Origin of the sequence: Ensifer sp. Root1252 (genome assembly GCF_001425885.1) — a bacterium.
GTDB lineage: Bacteria > Pseudomonadota > Alphaproteobacteria > Rhizobiales > Rhizobiaceae > Ensifer > Ensifer canadensis.
In genome coordinates, this window is the sequence record NZ_LMDT01000014.1 from 85,407 (window position 1) to 99,365 (window position 13,959).

At 58.1% G+C, this 13,959-nt stretch carries 12 protein-coding genes and 1 pseudogene; 11 read left to right on the plus strand and 2 right to left on the minus strand.

Annotated features, from left to right (window positions below; translation table 11 throughout):
• The first annotated feature begins 179 nt into the window (after positions 1-179).
• From ASD02_RS17560 to ASD02_RS17575, 4 genes are all read left to right on the plus strand, one after another.
• Entirely contained in the window at positions 180-1,325 is a 1,146-nt protein-coding gene (locus ASD02_RS17560) for a glycosyltransferase family 4 protein (protein WP_057207730.1), read from the plus strand.
• Positions 1,303-2,277, plus strand: coding sequence for a hypothetical protein (locus tag ASD02_RS17565; protein WP_057220983.1), 975 nt, complete (start codon positions 1,303-1,305; stop codon positions 2,275-2,277). Before ASD02_RS17560 ends, ASD02_RS17565 begins: the two co-directional genes overlap by 23 nt.
• 312 nt (positions 2,278-2,589) lie before the next feature.
• Entirely contained in the window at positions 2,590-2,805 is a 216-nt protein-coding gene (locus ASD02_RS17570; protein WP_057220984.1) for a 4-oxalocrotonate tautomerase family protein, read from the plus strand.
• Positions 2,806-3,078: 273 nt separating this feature from the next.
• Entirely contained in the window at positions 3,079-4,497 is a 1,419-nt protein-coding gene (locus tag ASD02_RS17575) for a hypothetical protein (RefSeq protein ID WP_057220985.1), read from the plus strand.
• Positions 4,498-4,507: 10 nt separating this feature from the next.
• Here the strand turns inward: ASD02_RS17575 and ASD02_RS17580 are convergent, their stop codons facing one another.
• Positions 4,508-5,818: an oligosaccharide flippase family protein gene (locus ASD02_RS17580; protein ID WP_057207734.1), complete on the minus strand. Its 1,311-nt coding sequence runs from the start codon at positions 5,816-5,818 to the stop codon at positions 4,508-4,510.
• A gap of 274 nt (positions 5,819-6,092) precedes the next feature.
• Here ASD02_RS17580 and ASD02_RS17585 point away from each other — a divergent pair, with 274 nt between their 5' ends.
• The 5 genes from ASD02_RS17585 to ASD02_RS17605 all read left to right on the plus strand — a co-directional run bounded on the left by ASD02_RS17585 (position 6,093) and on the right by ASD02_RS17605 (position 11,492).
• Positions 6,093-7,337, plus strand: a complete 1,245-nt coding sequence (locus ASD02_RS17585) for a polysaccharide biosynthesis/export family protein (protein WP_057220986.1) — start codon at positions 6,093-6,095, stop codon at positions 7,335-7,337.
• A gap of 56 nt (positions 7,338-7,393) precedes the next feature.
• On the plus strand, positions 7,394-8,086 hold the full coding sequence (locus ASD02_RS17590; protein ID WP_234907959.1) for a sugar transferase: 693 nt from the start codon (positions 7,394-7,396) through the stop codon (positions 8,084-8,086).
• Positions 8,083-8,817: a PIG-L deacetylase family protein gene (locus ASD02_RS17595; RefSeq protein WP_057207737.1), complete on the plus strand. Its 735-nt coding sequence runs from the start codon at positions 8,083-8,085 to the stop codon at positions 8,815-8,817. Before ASD02_RS17590 ends, ASD02_RS17595 begins: the two co-directional genes overlap by 4 nt.
• Positions 8,818-8,842: 25 nt before the next feature.
• Complete coding sequence (locus ASD02_RS17600) at positions 8,843-10,003, plus strand: DegT/DnrJ/EryC1/StrS aminotransferase family protein (RefSeq protein WP_057220987.1); 1,161 nt, start codon at positions 8,843-8,845, stop codon at positions 10,001-10,003.
• 334 nt (positions 10,004-10,337) lie between these two features.
• On the plus strand, positions 10,338-11,492 hold the full coding sequence (locus tag ASD02_RS17605) for a glycosyltransferase family 4 protein (protein ID WP_057207739.1): 1,155 nt from the start codon (positions 10,338-10,340) through the stop codon (positions 11,490-11,492).
• A gap of 8 nt (positions 11,493-11,500) precedes the next feature.
• Here ASD02_RS17605 and ASD02_RS17610 read toward each other — a convergent pair whose 3' ends face one another.
• Positions 11,501-12,451: an alpha/beta hydrolase gene (locus ASD02_RS17610; protein WP_057220988.1), complete on the minus strand. Its 951-nt coding sequence runs from the start codon at positions 12,449-12,451 to the stop codon at positions 11,501-11,503.
• Between the two features lie 164 nt (positions 12,452-12,615).
• Here ASD02_RS17610 and ASD02_RS17615 point away from each other — a divergent pair, with 164 nt between their 5' ends.
• A complete protein-coding gene (locus tag ASD02_RS17615; protein WP_057220989.1) occupies positions 12,616-12,870 on the plus strand; it encodes a hypothetical protein in 255 nt (84 codons plus the stop codon).
• Between the two features lie 259 nt (positions 12,871-13,129).
• Positions 13,130-13,560, plus strand: a pseudogene (locus ASD02_RS37125) (helix-turn-helix domain-containing protein); the annotation flags it as partial.
• Positions 13,561-13,959 lie beyond the last annotated feature (399 nt).

Here is a 13,959-nt window from a genome sequence, read left to right on the forward strand (position 1 = left end):
GAAACAGGCATAGGGCCTTTCGGATGAAAATTGGTGCCGCGCGCTCGTCTCGCTTCTCAGGCAACGGTGGAGAATTGGGAGAGCCTTGATCAAGCTGGCAGTACGCCAAAACTTAAGAACGCCCCGATCATTCCCAGCCGAGCAAAACCGACGGTAGCACTGTGCGATTGTGAGGAAGCATGCGACTTGCGTTAGTTGAAGCAGGCCTCGGCGCCGGAGGAACGGAACGGGTCGTCAGCCTCATCGTGAAAGACCGCCACGCGCGCGGCGATGAAGTCCATGTATTCGCCTTCAGCTCAGATGAGGATGACATTTACTTTTCCTTGCCAAGCGGCGTGACTGTCCACCGATTGCCGGACGCACGAGAGGGCCCGTTTTCAAGGAGCTCTGTCAAAACCGTCAATCGGATTTTGCGCCTCCGTGCAGAACTCCGGAAGCTTCGCCCGGATGTCGTGCTTTCGTTTCTGACGAAGATCAACATTGTCTCCCTGCTTTCCACGCGCGGCCTAGGCATTCCGGTGCTCGTTTCGGAACGCAACAATCCCGGTGCTCAACCCAAGCATTTTCTCTGGAACATGATCGAACCTTTGGTTCTGAGCCAAGCTCACCGCTTGATCATGCAAACGGAGGCCATTTCCAAAACTCTGCCCACATCGCTGAGGACAAAGGCGGTCGTCATCGGCAATCCTTGTGACCGAAGCCGTATCCTTAAACCTACCCGTAGAGCTTTACGTGTCGTGGCAGTTGGGCGGCTGGTGGATCAGAAGGGCTTTGATACGCTTATTGAAGCCTTTGCCAATGTCTGTGCGGAGGTTCCCGAATGGTGCCTGACGATTTACGGCGAAGGTCCGGACCGACATCAATTGCAAGAGAGGATCCGGGCTCGGCACATGCAGGACAGAATCTCGCTCGCAGGGGTGACGGCAAAGGCCGGCTCCTGGATTGATGACGCCGCCCTATTCGTTCTCAGTTCGCGTTATGAAGGATTTCCCAACGTTCTGATGGAGGCGATGGCGGCAGGGCTGGCGGTTATTTCCACTCGGTGCGACTTTGGTCCGGCGGAGATCATTGAGGACGGGGTGTCAGGTCTTCTCGTTCCCGTCGACGACGTCGACAGTTTAGCGGCAGCATTGAAGCTCTTGATGCTGGACGAAAGCCTGCGCGCAAGCTTTGCGGAAGCCGGCTATCAAACCGTCCTCCGCTTTTCGACCGAAACCATCATGGCAAAATGGGATTCCTGCATCAGGCAGGTGACTGCAGCCAACCGGCGGAGCCAAAGGCGCCCGCTGAGAAGGGGGCGAGATGAACTTCGATCGGGTGAATGACAGCGGAGGAACCGCACCCGCGGACGCAAATTTCGCCGACATACTTATCCATATCGGCTATCACAAGACCGGATCGACCTACCTTCAGGACCATTGCTTCCAACCCATCAATGGCTACTCCAGCAACATAGGCGGGTCGAGAACGCGCATTGTGAAAGACATCGCATTCCCCGACAATTTCGTCTTCGACCCCTTTGTGTGCCGAAGCCTTTACTTACCCTATATCGACACCGCGCGCGACAATGGTCTGCGCTTCGTCCTTAGCCACGAACGGCTCTCCGGATATCCGCCAAGCGGTGGTTATGATCGCATGCTCATTGCGGACCGGCTCGTGCGTACGTTCCCCGCGGCAAGAATTCTGATCGTGGTGCGAGAGCAGGTATCGCTGATCAGATCGATATATAGCCAGTACATTACCGACGGCGGGGATCTCTCGCTCCAGCGGTTTCTTGAGACGCCTGAACCACAATTAGGACGCATGCCTGGGTTCCGTCTCGAAGTCTACGAGTTCGACCGACTGATCCGGCACTATCAGGAGCTCTTTGGCAGCGTTCTAGTGCTACCTTTCGAGATGATGGTGCGGGACTTGGAAAGCTTCGTGGGGCAAATCAGCCAGTTCATGGAAATGCCGCCTCCCGCCTCGATAGCAAAGGTCGTCACTAACAGCAGGCGTCCAGTCACGATGCAGTTCGTTCAACGCTTTGCAAACCGTCTCATGAGCAACAACGAACTCAGCCGCGGCGGGATAGTTCAAATCCCCCGCTTCGCGCGGCGTTTCGCACGAATGAAGCCGGTCTTCGAACGCCTAACTCCGCAATCATTTGACGAACGGCTAAACAGGAAAATTGACCGTAACATACGCGCATTCGTTGCCGGCCATTATCGTGATAGCAACTGCCGTGTTATGGAGCTAACTGGCTTGGATCTTGGAAAATTCGGTTATGCGGTCTGATCACCGTTTGTAATCCAACATTGAATGCCGTGCCAATCGACGGACAACCTCTGCCCACCTTCTATAAGCATCCTGTTTCTACAACATCGACGGGCTTGTAACAGGATAATCCGGGAGTGACAGGGGAGGGATAGTTTCGGAGAGTTTAGGATACTGTGGCGTAGGTTTTTCGTAAGCGGTGTCCGCTTACACCTTGACCGAGCTGCCTATTGCAGTGCCGAGTGATGGAGGACAGGACGGGGATGGCAACCATGTGCCAGGACCAGTCATCATAAGAGACAAGAGTCGGTCTGGAAACACGGAGGTTAGCCGTTGCCTTACGTAAAAGTTGAGATCGCAAAAGGGATCGCCAGCGTCGATCAGAAGCGCGCTGTCATCCGAAGGATGACAGAGGTTCTTGTCGAAGAGTTGGGCCGCAATCCCGAATATGTCTTTGTCGTGATCGATGAAATAGATACCGATAATTGGGGCAGGAAAGGCGTGATGCTGACCGACTTGTGGCAACAGGCAAAGACGGACACGCCCTAGCCCGTTGCCCCTTTTGGGCCAACTGCTGGCTCGGGGCACATTTACTTGGCCGGGTGGCGGCATAACTCCGATTGTTGGGTCTATTTCACGGCGCAGTGCGCACCTATGCGCTAGATCCAGTGTTCATGGAAAAAGTCGTGAAACCCTCGCACGCTGCGAAAGCGAGTTCGAGGGTAGGCTGGTGCCCTTCGTTGACTTGAGTTAAAACCACTATCGTTCGCCCAGCCTTCTTGTCCCGGCGAACCGATGTGGAGCCCTAGCAGGAGATTTCACATGACAGACGCAGCGAAGGCGGTTTCGAATTCGAATTGTTTGTTGTTTCGCCTGCCTTTCTTTCGTAGGGGCAGTGCGGTCACCGGCGCTTTCCTTGCGCTGACGTCGGCGGCGGGACTGTCCCTGGCACAGGAACAGCCGGCATTCCCGGGCGCTGAGGGCTACGGAAAGATGGCAACGGGAGGAAGGGGCGGGGCGATCATCCCGGTCACCAACCTCAACGACGCTGGCCCCGGTAGCCTGCGCGCCTGCATCGATCTCAGTGGGCCGCGCAATTGCGTGTTCAAGGTCGGCGGAACCATCAAGCTGAAAAGTTCATTGGTTGTGCGGGACCAGAACGCCAATCTGTCCGTTCTCGGCCAGACGGCACCGGGTGGCGGCATCCTGCTGACCATCGACCAGACAAACAGCGAGGGTCTACACACGCCCTTCGTCGTCAAGGGATCAGTCAACGTCATCATCCGTCATCTGCGGATGCGGCCGCAGTTTTCCAATTCGATACCGAATGTTGATGGCGTGACGATCGAGGACAGTCGGCTGGTTTATGTCGATCACGTGTCGACGTCCTGGGCGACGGATGAGAACTTCAACGCCTATGCCACCACGACGGATCTAACCGTTGCCAATTCCCTGTTTGCCGAAGGCTTGAACAAGCACAGCAAATGCGCGCTTCTCGGCTCGGATCCGCGGGGCCCACAAAACATCAGCTTCTGGAAAAATGCTTGTGTTTCCAACAGAGACAGGAACCCGGACAATAACCACTATGGCGGCTCATGCATCGAGATCGTCAACAATCTCTTCTTTAACGCAGCGTCCGAGTGGGGCGAAATATTCTCGCAATTTCCCGGGGGGACGCCGATCTCCTTTGTCGGTAACTACTTCAAGGCAGGCCCGAGTACCAACGAAGTCACCTATGCGATGAACTGGAACGACACGGCCAGTGTCGACAACCCGAAGCTCTACCAAAGCGGCAATGTTACCTGGAGTTTTGGAAAAAAATCGATCGTCGCGATCGCGCCCGACACGCTCGGCTTCGTCGTCGACAAGCCGCCTTGTCCGTTGGCGATTGCCAATCCCGAGCCGGCCGAGGCGGTCTATGCCTCCGTCACGGCGACCGCGGGCGCCTTCCCGCGTGATGGCGTTGACACACGGGTGATCGCCGAAATCGGGCCCATCGGGCAGAAGGGCGGCGGCAAGATGGTCAGCGTGCCGGGTGCCCTGCCGGAAATCGCCAATGGCGAGCCTTATCTCGATTCCGATGTTGACGGCATGGCCGACGCGATCGAGCCGCAGTTTGGTGCCGCAGCGGTCAGCAATGACCCTTGGGTCGACGGCGACGGTAACGGGTGGTCGAACTTCGACGACTTCATGCAGTGGCTTTCTGAAGAGCGCATCGCCGGACGCTATCCCACAGACTGAAGATGTTCGGCTAGATGCGCCGGCGATAAGCCACATACATCATCGCCAGCCACACGACTGACATGACGATATGGGCAACATTGGCGCCCATGGCGCCAATCTGCGGAATGAAGATCAACGCCGTCACGTAAAAGCCCACGACCGAAATCAACACGCTCGTGAGGACTCTGTGTTCCTCTCCTATCGCCAACAGTGCTGAGCGGAAGACGGCACCGACGAGGGTTAGTGTTACGGCAATCGACTGGACAATCACCAGTGGCGCGGCGCCGACGAATTGCGGTCCGGCTGTCCATTTCAGCAGCGGCTCGATCGAGACGTAGAATGCACCTATCATCGCGACGCCGAATGCAAGGAGCAGCCACTGCGTCTGGGACACGGCGCGCCGGAATTCGGCGCTCGCGCCCGCGGCCCATGCGCGAGCGAGTTCAGGATAGAGCACCGTCTGGACCTGGCTACCTGCCTGTTGCGCCAGGCGACCGACGCGCTTGGCGATGTGAAACAGCCCTGCTGAAGCCGGGTCGGCGAGGTAGCCGACCAGCAATGTGTCAAGTTCGTTGGCGCTTGCGCGAATGGTCAGCGAGACATTCGCCGATATCGCGAATTTCCATAGGCCGGGAAAGCGGGTCCGAAGCTGTGCCATTGACGCCGACGCCAGACCGTGAAGCAAGCCTTCGCGCTTGAGGGCAACTAGGGAAAAAGTAACCAGCGAAATGGCGCTCAGGATCTGCGCTGCCATCCAGATCAATGCGAATTCGAACAGCCCAGCACCGGTTATGTAGCCGAGAAAACAGAGGATGACGCGCAAGAGGCTCGAAATTACCTGGCCGTAGGCTAGGGAGGTGAACCTGCCAAAAAGCCTGAGGACCGCGGTCGGCATGCCGGAAAGCTGAAAAGGCAAGACGAAGCAGTAAACGAGTACCAGTTCTTTCACCGGCTCCGAGAGGCCGAAGAAGGGTGCGGCGAGAAGAACCAGCAAGATTGCGATCAGGCAACCGGCGATCGCGGCTGCGACATCGAGAAGGAGTCCAAACTTCAAGATGGCGCGCAGATCGTCGTTACGCCCGGCCTCTTTTGCCTCGCTCCCGAACTTAATGAGCGGCTGCCAGGACTGAAAGCTGACCAGCCGCTCGACCGCCCTTATGTATGCGAAGCACAGCGCTAACATGCCATAGTCGGCCGGACCGAGTGCGCGCGCGGTCAAGGCAAAACCGGCGAGCCCAATGATCGAGCCGAGGAAATTGCCCGTCATCAGATGAGCGACCGCCTGCAGCCTCTCCTTAAGGCTTTTTTCCCGCCTCGCGATGTCGCCGAACGCCTTCATGGCGCGTCGTAGTTTCTTGCGGATCGTCACGCGCGTTCCAGAAGATCATGCCGGGGGCGCCGGCGAGAGAAGGGACAGTCTAGGTAGCTCTTTAGGGGTAATCCATCGGGGTAATAAAAATCGAAATTACTCTCCCTTTCGGGATATGTATTATAATGTTACCGCATCTTTTTATTTTCAACCAAAATCCTTTGACGGCTCGGCGAACGTCAGAATATAGTCGCCGACAATACGATCTCCGAGCGTTGTCTTTTCTTTCGAGAGGCGCAATCGCATGACCGGAATCACGAGCTCATTCGACAGGAGCCTGGCGAGAAGGATTTCCAAATATCTTCTCGCAGCGATCCTGTGTTTTCTGCTCAGCGTGACGACGGGGGGAGGGCTTTCCGCCGACTATCGGCTGTCTACTGGCGATATCCTCACCTTCGACTTCCTGGACGACGCCGAGATTCCCGTGACGGTAACGATTTCGAGCGACGGCGATGCCCAATTTCCTTTGATTGGATCCGTCAAGATCGCTGGATTGACGGTGACCGCGGCCTTGGAAAAATTACGCTCCGAGTACCGTTCCCGGGAAATCCTGATTGATCCAAAGCTCTCGCTCAACATCTCCACGTTTCGTCCGATCTTCGTTCTCGGCGAAGTGCGAAGCCCCGGTTCCTTCCCCTTCTACGGCGGCCTGACGGTAGAACAGGCCGTGGGTCTCGCTGGCGGCACCCAGATCGCATCCGTCAATCCGTCCGACCGGATCGTGGCACGCGCAAGGCTCCGCGGCGAGATTGAGGGAGCTGACGCGCAAATCGTCTATGAGGCGATTTACGCTGCCCGTCTGGTTGCGCAACTGAAGAACAGCGCGAAGATCGACCTGAAGGACGTGCCGGAAGTCGCCAGGGGATACCTCGCCGACCTGCCTCTCAAAGGGGTTATCGAGGTCGAGGAAAAGATCCTGAGTGCCGATCTCGCCGCCAACAAATCACAGAGCGCCATTTTGTCGGAAGGAATTGTCCAGGGGCAAGGCGCGATAGACATCCTCGATCAACTTGTGGCTCAACAAAAGGAAGTGGTCGACATCAATGAAAAGGACCTGGCGCGGGTGAGCTCGCTGCGCAAGCGTGAACTCAACACCGAAAGCGACCTTTCACGCGCCAGGAGCAACGCATCGAACGAAAAGTCCCAGTTGCTTGAGACCTTCGCGACGCTTGCCCGTTCACGGCGGGAGCTGAGCGAAATGAAGCTGGAATTCGCCAAGCTCGGGGCGGATCGCGAGAAGGAAATTCTCATGCAACTGCAGGAGCGCGACGTGGAGATCAAGAAACTGATCGCGAGCAGGCAAGCTGCCCAGGAGCAAATTCTGCTGATGGCGGCGGCGAGCGCCGATGAAGCAAACAAAACCAAGATCAGTTACACCTACGAGATCCGCCGCAACCCCGTCGGCGGCAAGCCGGCGAGCATTGAGGCTTCCCCATTAACGGAAATGCTGCCGGGCGACGTCTTGGTGGTGGCAATAACGGGCATGTAAGCAAGCACGGTCACGGCGGCACCGCCGACCAAACAGACGACGTGACGGAGAGCGGATTGAGACGGAACGGCCGACATGCACTCGAGATGGGCCCTATAGCTTTACCAGCTGAAAATGGCCGGGTAGACAGCGTTCTCATCGCCGGCGTGTTGCTTATCCTCTGCCTGCCGCTGATGCTGTTGGCGGCCGCGATTGTATTCGCCACACTCGGTCGGCCACTCATTTTTCGACAATTGCGTGCCGGTCTCGGGGCTAAGCCATTTTCCATCGTCAAGTTTCGTACCATGCGCGAAGGTCGCGATGCGAACGGACACCTGTTGCCCGACCATCTGCGCGCGACGAGACTGACATGGTTTCTGCGACGCACGCGCCTCGACGAATTGCCGCAATTCCTTTCCGTCGCGCGGGGTGAGATGGCCTTCGTCGGACCGCGCCCGCTTGGTCCCACAACCATCGCGGAATTCGGTGAGCTCGGCCGGGTCCGTTGCCGGGTACTGCCCGGCATCACCGGATGGGCGCAGGTCAACGGCAATACACGCCTGTCGAACGAGGAGAAACTGGCGCTCGACATCTGGTATGTCGATCATGCGGGTCGATGGCTCGACACGCGCATCCTCGTCATGACCGTACTCACCCTTGTCGCCGGCGAGAAGCGGAACGACAGGCACTTGGCAGAGGCACGGCGTCATGTCGCCGAACGATACGGCGCCGCCGCGCCTTTCGCACCACTAGGAGAAAGCCATCGATGAGCAAGCGAGCCAAGGCAAAGAGGGGTCCTGCGTTGCCTGTTCCGCTCTCGTTTGGCCGAACCCTGGTGATCGCGCCACACCCGGATGACGAGGTGTTGGGAGCGGGCGGAACGATCGCTCGACTGACCGCGGAAGGCGAGCGGGTGTTCGTGGCGATCGTAACCGAGGGGCGGCCTCCCGCCTTCACTTCGGAAAGCATCGCTCTAGTCAGATCGGAGGCCAATCAGGCCCACGCATTGCTAGGCGTGGAGGAAACATTCTGGCTCGGTTTCGAAGCGGCTGGACTCGACCTGGCCGGGCATTCCGCCGTCAACAGTGCGCTCTCGGATCTCGTTCGTCTCCTATCTCCCGAGACAGTTCTTCTGCCATTTCCCGGCGACATTCATCGAGATCATCAGTTGGCGTTTCTTTCGGCGTTGGTGGCAAGTCGCCCCCACCAGGAAAGCTTCCCTCATCGCATACTGGCCTATGAAACATTGTCCGAGACCAACTGGAACGCGCCCTATCTGACTCCGGGCTTCACGCCGAACGTCTTCGTCGACATCTCGAGCTATTTCGAAAAGAAGCTCGAAGCAATGCAGTGTTTTGCGTCCCAGATCCGCTCGCCGCCACACGAGCGATCGACGAGAACGCTGTCGGCGCTGGCGCAATTGCGCGGTGCGACGGTGATGAGCGAAGCGGCCGAAGCGTTCGTCCTTGTTCGTTGGATGCTGCCACAGACGCGCTCATGACAGGGTGGAGTTCGGGGGGACACAGATGCATCGATGGCCCATCTACGATGAACAGCAGATCGCAGACGTCTGCAACGTGCTGCGAACCGGCGAGGTCAACGCCTGGACTGGACCTCACGTTCGCGCCTTCGAAGCGGCCTATGAACATTATCTGGACATGCGACATGCGATCGCGCTTGCAAACGGAACCGTCGCGCTTGACTTGGCACTTCATGCACTCGACCTGCAGCCCGGCGACGAGGTCGTCGTTACACCCAGGAGCTTTATAGCTTCCGCATCCTGCGTGGTCATGGCCGGGGGTAGGGCGGTGTTCGCCGATGTCGACGAGGAGAGCCAGAACATCACGGTAGAGACGATCAGCCGCTGCCTGTCAAAAAAGACCAGAGGCATTATAGCGGTTCATCTCGCCGGCTGGCCCTGCGACATGCCGGCAATCATGGCGCTGGCGGCCGAAAACGATCTCTGGGTGATCGAGGACTGCGCCCAGGCGCACGGAGCCTCCATAGCAGGCCACCCCGTCGGAACGTTCGGCGAGATCGCCGCATTTTCGTTTTGCCAAGACAAGATAATTTCGACGGGCGGCGAAGGTGGCCTGATCGCACTAAACGACGAGGCCATGTGGAAACGCGCCTGGAGCCGCAAGGACCACGGCAAGAGCTACGATGCCGTGTTCAAGACGGAGCATCCCCCGGGGTTCCGTTGGCTGCATGAGACGATCGGCACCAACTGGCGCATGACGTCGATACAGGCAGTGCTCGGGACGGCGCAGCTCGCCACGCTTGCCGACACTCACGATATCCGTGCGGTCAACGCAGCAATCCTTCACGACGCCATCAAGGATCTGTCGGCGCTTCGCGCCCCAATTCCGCCGCCGGAGTTCGTCCATGCGTGGTATCGCTTCTACAGTTTCGTGAAGCCAGAAATGCTGCGCGACGGATGGAACCGGGATCGGCTTGTGGCGGAGATCAATGGCCGCGGCGTGCCGTGTTTTAGTGGCAGTTGCTCGGAAATCTATCGGGAACAGGCATTCATCAACGTCGGCATGGTGCCGGCGCACCGACTTCCCGTCGCCCGGTCTCTCGGAGAAACGAGCCTGGCCTTTCTGGTGGATCCCAGTTTCGACGAGCAGGCAATGAGGACGATCGCGGACGTCGTCAGGAACGTCGTCGTGGGCGCTACGAAGTGACCGCGTGGTCAGCAGCTCGTTCGCGCATGCAGAGAGCTGCGATCGGTTCGAGCATACGGTCTGCTCGCGACAGAATGGACCGAAACCAGATTCTGCCGGATTTTCGGCGAGAAACGAGGAACGCGTCCGCCAACGCAGCATGAGAGGTCACCCGAACACGCTTGAGATGCCCCTTTTACACCCTGCAAATGCTGCTCATCGGCACCCCCTGACGGCGCACTGAAGCCGTCGCGGCAGCGGGTAAAACAGAATACACTGCAACTGCGATCCGGAATGTAACAACCATCATCTAATTGACCGAGGACGTGTGGAACGCGACGGGGAACATCAACGAATGGCAACGAGCCCGTATTGTGGCGCGCACGACCATCCGGACCAAAAAACGACCAGAACCACGATCGTCGTGCCGGCACTCGGCGCCGGCGGTACCGAGCATGTCGTTAGCCTGGTGGCAAATCACTGGTCACGGCAAGGGCATGAGGTAACCATCATTACTTTCGAGGCCCCGACTTCGGAGGCATATTATCCGATCGATCCGCATATCGATATCTGGCGGCTCGGTGGGGCAGGGCGGCCTCGATCGAACCTTCATTCCGGTCTGATGGCGTTTCGCAGGATGCGAAAGCTTACAGCCGCGCTTCGAGCGTCCCGCCCGACCTTCATCCTCAGTTTCCTCACGCGAACAAACGTTCTCACACTGCTCGCGGGCTGGCGGCTTGGTGTGCCGATCATCGTTTCCGAGCGCAACAATCCCGAACTGCAGCCCGTTGGACGCGGCTGGAAGCGATTGCAGCGATGGCTCTACCCGCGCGCCTTCGGCTTGGTAACGATGACGCGCGGGGCGCTCGAAACCTTTCCACCCATCATGCGCAAGCGTGGCTGGGTCGTTCCTAATGCATCCGATCTGCCGCCGGGTTGGAACAGCAGACGACAGGATAACACGTTGACTGCCGTCGGACGCCTGACCCACCAAAAAGGCTTCGACCTGCTGCTCGAGGCATTCGCCAAAATCGCGCCGGATCTGCCGGAGTGGCATTTGCGCATTTGGGGGGAAGGGGAGGAGCGGGCAAACCTTGAGGCGCAAAGGAACCGGCTTGGTCTTGCCGACCGGGTGAGCATGCCTGGCGTCACGAAGCGGCCAGGAGAATGGGTGGAGACAGCCGACGTGTTCGTGCTCTCGTCTCGCTATGAGGGATGGGGGATCGTGCTGCTGGAGGCGATGGCCGCCGGAATTCCCACCGTGTCGTTTCGGTGCCAATGGGGGCCCGAGGAAATGATCAGCGATGGCGAAGATGGAATCCTGGTCGAACGGGAAGATATCGACGCCCTGGCGACGGCCCTTGGAAGGATCCTGCGGGATCCGCTGCTGCGATACCATCTTGGGCGCGACGCGGAACAAAGTGCGCGGCGGTTCACTCAGGAACGAGTGCTGGCGGAGTGGGACGCGGTGGCCGCCGCGGCAAAAGCCGCTGGAAGGATGAACTCATAAAGAGCCACTCATCCAGAAATTGCCACGTCGCGGGCTCGGGCTATACGGCTATCAAGCTCCTCGAGCCGGCGAACAAAACCGATATTGGCAGGCTGAAGTGCCACGGCCTCGGCAAGCATTTCCCGCGCGGTAGCGAGTTTACTATCCCGGATGTGACGGTTGGCCCGATGATATAGGAAATTAACGCGCTCCACGGGCGAGAAGCCCTCGCCAAAGCGAGCCTGCAACCGGTCGGCGCAAGCGGGATGGCGAGCGATTGCCGAGACCGCGATTTGATAGGGCCTCATGGGTGCGGCGACACGAACCACGCGGGCAAGTTCCCGTAGGCCCGTGAGGTTGTCTGCTCGGCAAGAGTCGATGAGCGAAAGAGCCCGCGCTGTCCCAGTGAAGGCTCGCACGGTGCCATGTCCGGTCATATGGACCGGAACGAGCCGCGTCTCTGCTTGGAGCGCCGCGATCTGCTCCGCGTGCCGGCGATCGACCGAATGGAACGGATCGAAAAAGACATAGCCCCGGCCGGCCGCTTGGTCGGGGGCGATCCCCATACTGGTGTGGAGCTTGGGCGAGAAATGTCGCGTGAACCGGCGATCGAACGGTACCGCATTCGGGTCAATCGAGGCTTGCGGGCAGAAGGCGATGGCGACGGTCGCGTCGAAGCGCCGACGATAACGCAGCGCCGCATAGCCGCCCTGTGAATGACCGTAGAGGACACGCTCCGGCGCGGCACGCAAAATGGGTTGCGCCGCGTCGACCGCCTTAACGATGCTCGCTGCCGGAAACCAATTAGGCCGCCGGCTGATGAAGCCGAGCGCGGCAATGTCGGCTTTTTCGCAAAACCGTTGCGCCCAGAACCGACTGCCGTTCGCCTGCATCTCCATCTCATTAAAGGTGACAAGAAGATAAGGCGATGAACCCGCGCGGTGAATTACTTCAATATTCTCGTCGGAATAGATGAGCATGCGGTCCTTCCCTAGTTGAACTCAGTATACTTCTAATTTTGAAACATTTTTTCTTGTCGGGCGAGCCATAGAATATTTGAACTCTTTGAAAACTCAATCCACGGGGCATCGCACCGATCAAAAAACACCAAAACAGTGGTGCACCTGGGGCGAAAAAGCTCGCCATGCCGATTGGTGGACGATCGATTGCTGACACAATTCAGTTGCAGCACTGGCTAACACTGGTGCCGGACACAAAGAGCGCGCAGCGCTTGTTAATCAAAGACCTGACTGAGCTTGCAAGCCGTATCACCGGAGAGGCCGACGAGCTGCTGGCGGCAGTTAAGGAAGAGGGTATCGCCCATGGGATTCTCAAGACCATTCGCGGTGTAATCGAGGCACGCGCGACCCATTTGCTGCGCATTACGCAGAGTGCCTGACAGGACAGCCAAATCCGTGTTTCGCCGCTCGAAATGTTCATTCGCTCATTCTAACGCGCGGGGGGTAACGGCAAGGTCGGCCATCAGGTTGTCAGCGAGGAAGGACATCCGGTCTTTCGCTCTCTTGGGCCTGCTGTCGATACCGGATCAATACTCTCCAAAAGTGCCACTTGAATCTTCTCGAGTTGAGGGACGCCGCCGGTCTTTTCGGCGCTCGCCCGGGAAGACCGGCGGCACGGCATCTCCGATACTACTCTCGATGGTCGAGAGGGGATTGGCGGTCATCAAACTCGGGGAGATAGTCATAGTCTTAGATTTACACCGGCAGGGCTTGTCGGTGTCTGCGATCGCCAGGCAGACCGGCGTCGATCGAAAGACAATCCGCAAATATATCGAACGGGGCCTTGAGGCACTTGCCTATGGACCGCGGCCTATCCCGGTCTTAGCGGACGGCGGCTCCTGCGGGAGCTGAAGGAACGCGGATATTCCGGCGGCTACACTGCAGTCACGGACTTTCTCAGAGACGTCCGCCCGTCCTCCGAACACGGGTTTGAAGTTCGGGTCGAAACGGCTCCCGGCGAACAAGCTCAGGTGGATTTCGCCCAATTCCATGTTGTCTTCACCGATGAGCCGGCAACCCCCAGGATCGTTTGGCTGTTTTCCATCGTGCTGGGCCATAGCCGTCTCATGAAATCCGATCCTTGCTCATGAAAAATGATTCCTAAGAGACAATTTCATGAAAAACGATGACATGCATGCGGACAAACGCCGACCTTCGCCTTGCGCCCTAAGAACTGGCTCCTTTAGTTGGCTGTAATTGTACATACTCATGGGAGGACCATGAACCGCACCGGGTCTGCCGGGGGCGCATTCAACAGCTTCGAAGTTGCGCCAAGGCCCGCGTCGACTGGGTCACGCGGACCTGTCTCGGGACCATATTTGTAAGTTCCATAACAACGCTTACGCGATCTTATCGTGTAGCCGCAAAGTTAAAGTGTCCTGATCCTGCAAAGTAAGAATGTCACTCTCCCCGGGTTTTGATGACCTGGGAGATTGCGGATGGGATTGATTGCGATGAGCGAGCGTGAC

Bases quoted from the DNA above. Each gene is read 5' to 3' on its own strand.
- ASD02_RS17560 (WP_057207730.1), top strand. From the start codon at position 180: ATGCGACTTGCGTTAGTTGAAGCAGGCCTCGGCGCCGGAGGAACGGAA.
- ASD02_RS17565 (WP_057220983.1), top strand. From the start codon at position 1,303: ATGAACTTCGATCGGGTGAATGACAGCGGAGGAACCGCACCCGCGGAC.
- ASD02_RS17575 (WP_057220985.1), top strand. From the start codon at position 3,079: ATGACAGACGCAGCGAAGGCGGTTTCGAATTCGAATTGTTTGTTGTTT.
- ASD02_RS17580 (WP_057207734.1), bottom strand. From the start codon at position 5,818: ATGAAGGCGTTCGGCGACATCGCGAGGCGGGAAAAAAGCCTTAAGGAG.
- ASD02_RS17585 (WP_057220986.1), top strand. From the start codon at position 6,093: ATGACCGGAATCACGAGCTCATTCGACAGGAGCCTGGCGAGAAGGATT.
- ASD02_RS17595 (WP_057207737.1), top strand. From the start codon at position 8,083: ATGAGCAAGCGAGCCAAGGCAAAGAGGGGTCCTGCGTTGCCTGTTCCG.
- ASD02_RS17600 (WP_057220987.1), top strand. From the start codon at position 8,843: ATGCATCGATGGCCCATCTACGATGAACAGCAGATCGCAGACGTCTGC.
- ASD02_RS17605 (WP_057207739.1), top strand. From the start codon at position 10,338: ATGGCAACGAGCCCGTATTGTGGCGCGCACGACCATCCGGACCAAAAA.
- ASD02_RS17610 (WP_057220988.1), bottom strand. From the start codon at position 12,451: ATGCTCATCTATTCCGACGAGAATATTGAAGTAATTCACCGCGCGGGT.
- ASD02_RS17615 (WP_057220989.1), top strand. From the start codon at position 12,616: ATGCCGATTGGTGGACGATCGATTGCTGACACAATTCAGTTGCAGCAC.